This window comes from Rhodovarius lipocyclicus (genome assembly GCF_009900765.1).
GTDB classification, from domain to species: Bacteria; Pseudomonadota; Alphaproteobacteria; order Acetobacterales; family Acetobacteraceae; genus Rhodovarius; species Rhodovarius lipocyclicus.
Genome location: NZ_JAAABL010000108.1, coordinates 1 through 212 on the forward strand (window position 1 = coordinate 1; position 212 = coordinate 212).

Annotated in this window: 1 pseudogene; it reads left to right on the plus strand. The window is 76.4% G+C overall.

The features are described 5' to 3' along the window. Positions 1-212, plus strand: a pseudogene (locus GT007_RS22125) (helix-turn-helix domain-containing protein); the annotation flags it as partial.

The following is a 212-nucleotide window of genomic DNA, read 5'->3' on the forward strand; positions in this document are numbered from 1 at the left end:
TGGAGGCCGAGATCATCGCCCTGCGCCAGGCCCACCCGGCCTGGGGCGGGCGCAAGCTGGCGCGCCGCCTGCACGACCTGGGGCTGCAGGACGTGCCCGCCCCCTCGACCGTCACCGAGGTGCTGCGACGCCACGGCCTGCTGGACCCGGCCGAGGCCGCCTCTCACCGCCCCCACCAGCGCTTCGAGCACGCGGCCCCCAACGATCTGTGG